A 4,664-nucleotide genomic window follows, 5' to 3' on the forward strand; every position below is an offset into this window, starting at 1 on the left:
GCGAAGCAGGAAATCATTCTGGCCAGCGGGGGCGGCTATATCCGCATTGCTGACGGTATCGTGGAGTGTGGGGCGCCGGACAAAATCATCCAGCGGGCGGCGGTGTGGCAGAAGTTCGGGGGGCAGAGTATGAGACTGGCGGCGCAGAGCTGGGAAAGCGCTGATTTTTCTTATACGCCTAAAGCGATTCATTCTTACGATGGTTCGGCTCTGCCGGGGCAGAAACTGGCCATTAAGGCTGAGGATGCAGACAGCCAAACTTTCTCAACATCTGAAGATGGAAAGAGTGTTTTGATGAAACAGGTTGATGTAGTGACGGACAAACTACGGTTCGAAGAAGGGAAATAACCATGATGCAAGTAGCAGAAAAAGAGATCGTGATCCGACCTGAATACGATGAAAATGGACGGGCTTACTACAGCCTGCCCAATGCCAGAGCTGAAGACAATCTGGTGGTTGCCTGTCCAAAAGTGGCGGAAAAGGTGATACCAGTAGTTTTTCTGCCGGGGGTCATGGGATCAAATCTCAAAAAGATAGACTCTGATAAAAAAGTCTGGCGTGCAGACCTGTTTCAAGGCGCGGATGCTCTGGCATGGACAACTAAATCCAAAGAACAAAGAAAGGCGCTGCTGAATCCCCTTGCGACCGAAGTCGATTTAACGGGTAAGGTACTTTACGACGATCTTGACGGCAGGATGTTTCCCTCCAGGGCTGCTCGTGGGTGGGGCAGCGCGCTTTATAAAAGTTACGGTGAACCGCTGCATATTCTGCAATGTATGTTGAATGATGGTCATATTCTGATTGATAACCTGATCGATGGTACCCGAAGGCGAACGGCCCGACAGTTACTGATTGGTGAAGACTTAGGGGCAGAGAAAGGCGAAGAGGCGCTGACGGAGGCTGAGGTCAGGCGGAGTTACGATTATCTTTTTCCCGTCCATGTTTTTGGCTATAACTGGCTGAAGTCAAATGCCGATTCGGCCGATAATCTCGACCGATATATAAAAAAGGTATTAGGTACTTACCGCGGCAGACTTGCTGTTAATAAAGTCATTCTGGTGACTCACTCCATGGGCGGTCTGGTGGCCCGGCATTATTCAGAAAATATGAACGGCCGGGGAAATATCCTGGGCATCGTACACGGAGTGATGCCGGATCTGGGCTCTCCGGCGGCATATCGTCGGATGAAAACCGGCGAGCGGGGTATTGTCGGGGCGGTAATTGGTGCCGACGCGGCGAACCTGATGCCCGTGCTGGCCCAGTCACCCGGCCCGCTCCAGCTGCTGCCGGGTAAGGCCTACGGGATGGGATGGTTGAAAATTCACAGCGCTACGGAAAAGATGGATAAGCCGAAGTCTGATCCTTATACGGAAATTTATCTTGATGAGAGTGACTGGTGGCGACTGTGCGAGAAAGACTTATTGCTGGATGATACGGTTATAGAATGGGAAAGATATAAGGACAGATTAAAAAATGACGTCATAGAATTTATTGAAAAGTTAAACGGTAAATATCATTCCAGTACCTACGCATTCTACGGTGCCAGTGAAAGATACCCTTCGGATGATCATCTGATATGGCAGAAGATCCCGGCTCCGAGGCCGGTGATGGGCGTGCCTTTAGACCTCCCCGTTTACCGACACGTAGCGGGTAAAACCTTTGAATTAACCTCCTCCGGTGGCGCGGGCGACGGTACCGTACCGCTACGTGCCGGGCGTATCGCATTTTCCGGGATCCGTTCACTGCTCGCTGCCGATGTCGATCATGAGGGTGCTTATGCCGTGGGAGATACTGATACGGAAAACGGTCTCTCTGTGGCAATGAAGTTTACATTACGCTCGATTATAAAAATGGCCAGTGAGGTGACCTCATGCGTGTAAGGCATATGTGGCTGGGATTGATAGTTATCCTACTCATCCTTTTTACGATTATCTGGTTGCTCATCCGTCCGTGGCCGGCAGCCCCTTCAACGGCAGAGGAAAAACAAATGACAGATAAACTTTTTGAGCAGACCAAACACCAGTGTCTCGGTCGCTACCTTTTTGATGTACCCGCTTCATTTAATAACGTTGCGGTGGGTCAGGTAAATATCAATGAGATGAGAATATCCAGCAAGAGACTGTATCCTCCGGCGTTTGAGCAACGTGTTCGCTTACGAGAACAAGAGTTGAAAAATAGTCCTACAGTCGTCCCGGAGTATCTCCCTTTTCTGAAGCAGGTATACCGAATAAATGAAAACACAGTGATATTCGATCGTAACGTAAATGGGAGTGTTCCGGGATTCGGACGGGTTCTTGAAGGTCATCGTTATAATAATGGCATGGCATTTATCGTAACAACTACTATTCGTGACCTGTCTGATCCAAAATATAAAAAGGACAGGGATGATTACTTAAAAAGTGGAACCAGGGAAGATGCCCTGAATAATAAACCTCAGAAGTTGGAAGAAATGAAAAATCTGCTATCCAGAATAAAAGGGAGAAAGGATGATGAGGTGCCGGAACAGCCCGGGGTTTGTATTCCAGAAGGTTTTATTCACGATGCGGGTAGGATATCGAGTGATGATATTACTTTGATATATAAACAGGATGATTTTGAAATTATTGTGAACAGCAATAACAGCCTGGCCAAAGACGGCACATTGTTGGAGCGGGGGGGTGAAATAAATGCTGCCATTGTCCGTGTTGGGGCCCGCACCCTGAAGAAAGGGGCCGTTAATCTGCCGGAGATAAATGCAGAAGAGTGGCTGATGAAAGCAAAGCAGGAGATCTATCATCCGGAAGAGAAAAGTGTTCCGTATTACACGTTTCATTTCTACGGTAACGAAAAAACGGGCGATTTAAAGCATCCGGTATTTTCAGTTGAGTTGCATAATTCTGGCAGGGAAACGAAGACTTATACCGATTCACAGCTTGTCGATATCTGGGACAGAATCACCCGAACGTTTAGATATCGCCCCGGAGCATTCTGAGTCAGAGCCGGACACGGCGTCTTAACACGAAGTACTCGTTATGCTCGATTATAAAAATGGCCAGTGAGGTGACCTCATGCGTGTAAGGCATATGTGGCTGGGATTGATAGTTATCCTACTCATCCTTTTTACGATTATCTGGTTGCTTACCCGTCCGTGGCCGGCAGCTCCTTTAACGGCAGAGGAAAAACAAATGACAGATAAACTTTTTGAGCAGACCAAACCTCAGTGTCTCGGTCGCTACCTTTTTGATGTACCCATTTCATTTAATAACGCGGCGGTGGGACAGGTAAATATCAATGAGATGAGAATATCCAGCAAGCGACTGTATCCTCCGGCGTTTGAGCAACGTGTTCGCTTACGAGAACAGGAGTTAAAAAATAGTCCTACAGTCGACCCGAAGTATCTCCCTTTTCTGAAGCAGGTATACCGAATAAATGAAAACACAGTGATATTCGATCGTAACGTAAATGGGAGTGTTCCGGGATTCGGACGGGTTCTTGAAGGTCATCGTTATAATAATGGCGTGGCATTTATCGTAACAACTACTATTCGTGACCTGTCTGATCCAAAATATAAAAAGGACATGGATGATTACTTAAACAGTGGAACCAGGGAAGATGCCCTGAACAATAAACCTCAGAAATTGGAAGAAATGAAAATTCTGCTATCCAGAATAAAAGGGAGAAAGGATGATGAGGTGCCGGAACAGCCCGGGGTTTGTATTCCAGACGGTTTTATTTACGACGTGGGTAGTATGTCGAATGATATCATTAACATTATATATAATAGTGATGACTTTGGTCTTATTGTTAACAGCAATAGTAACCTTCGAAAAGATGGAACTCTGCTTGGACGGGCGGGTGAAATAAATCCCACCCTTATCAGGATTGGCGCTCACACCCTGAAGAAAGGGGTTGTAAACTTACCTGAAATAAATGCAGAAGAATGGCTGGTGAAGGGGGGCAGGATATCTATCAACCGGAAGAAAAAAGAGTTTCTGCTTACAGATTCACGTTTTATGGTAATGAGGATATCGCCGATTTAAGGCATCCGGTATTTTCAGTTGAGTTGAATAATTCTGGTTTGGAAACGAAAAACTATACTGATTCACAGCTTGTCGATATCTGGGACAGAATCACCAGAACGTTCAGATATCGCCACGGAGCATTCTGAATTAGGTGCCAAAAGGAATGATGATCGCTACGTGACGTGAAATAATTGAATTATTGTCTGCGCTGGATGGTATTTCCTTCGCAATATCTATTACTCTCTCGATAATATAACATTCTCCTGAAAATGGCGGTCTATTTGAGGGTATTTAGTTCTAGGCAGGGGAATACAGTGAAGGTCAATATACCGGAATAAGGTGCTGCGGCAGGAGCAGCGATTTATATAGTGCAATAAAAGGGTAGGTCAGCATGGCTTTACTTACTCTCACCGGCGGCAAAATGAGAGGATGCAGGCGCTGGCGCAGACGGTGTTTCAGGGGAAAAGCGTTGACCTGACCGACACGCAGCAGTACGGCAGCCTGATCGCAGCCAGCCTCGGCGAAGAGTGGAGCGGCTTCGGCCACACGCTGTTTGTCCAGCCGCTGGCGCAGGCGTGGGAAACGGTGCTGCAGCCCTCGGCGGCCAGCCTGAACGACCGCTGGCGGCGTTCCGTGGTGGAAAACTGGCGAACGGCGTTTGAG

4 protein-coding genes and 2 pseudogenes are annotated in these 4,664 nt (G+C 47.5%); all 6 read left to right on the plus strand.

The features are described 5' to 3' along the window. Positions 1–348, plus strand: a pseudogene (locus tag EC836_RS24460) (DUF2345 domain-containing protein); the annotation flags it as partial. A gap of 2 nt (positions 349–350) precedes the next feature. Continuing rightward, positions 351–1,880, plus strand: a complete 1,530-nt coding sequence (locus tag EC836_RS24465; protein ID WP_123337987.1) for a triacylglycerol lipase — start codon at positions 351–353, stop codon at positions 1,878–1,880. 107 nt (positions 1,881–1,987) lie between these two features. After that, positions 1,988–2,971, plus strand: a complete 984-nt coding sequence (locus EC836_RS24470; RefSeq protein ID WP_148050404.1) for a T6SS immunity protein Tli4 family protein — start codon at positions 1,988–1,990, stop codon at positions 2,969–2,971. Positions 2,972–3,164: 193 nt separating this feature from the next. Further along, on the plus strand, positions 3,165–4,019 hold the full coding sequence (locus tag EC836_RS24475) for a T6SS immunity protein Tli4 family protein (RefSeq protein ID WP_148050405.1): 855 nt from the start codon (positions 3,165–3,167) through the stop codon (positions 4,017–4,019). Continuing rightward, a complete protein-coding gene (locus tag EC836_RS25185) occupies positions 3,920–4,147 on the plus strand; it encodes a T6SS immunity protein Tli4 family protein (RefSeq protein WP_158612814.1) in 228 nt (75 codons plus the stop codon). Before EC836_RS24475 ends, EC836_RS25185 begins: the two co-directional genes overlap by 100 nt. A 277-nt stretch (positions 4,148–4,424) precedes the next feature. Further along, positions 4,425–4,664 (plus strand): annotated as a pseudogene (locus EC836_RS24480) (hypothetical protein); the annotation flags it as partial.

Origin of the sequence: Erwinia sp. JUb26 (assembly GCF_003751505.1) — a bacterium.
Taxonomy (GTDB): Bacteria; Pseudomonadota; Gammaproteobacteria; order Enterobacterales; family Enterobacteriaceae; genus Erwinia.

Excerpts from the sequence above, each read along its gene's own strand:
- EC836_RS24475 (WP_148050405.1), top strand. The coding sequence starts at position 3,165 with ATGACAGATAAACTTTTTGAGCAGACCAAACCTCAGTGTCTCGGTCGC.
- EC836_RS24465 (WP_123337987.1), top strand. The coding sequence starts at position 351 with ATGATGCAAGTAGCAGAAAAAGAGATCGTGATCCGACCTGAATACGAT.
- EC836_RS25185 (WP_158612814.1), top strand. The coding sequence starts at position 3,920 with ATGGCTGGTGAAGGGGGGCAGGATATCTATCAACCGGAAGAAAAAAGA.
- EC836_RS24470 (WP_148050404.1), top strand. The coding sequence starts at position 1,988 with ATGACAGATAAACTTTTTGAGCAGACCAAACACCAGTGTCTCGGTCGC.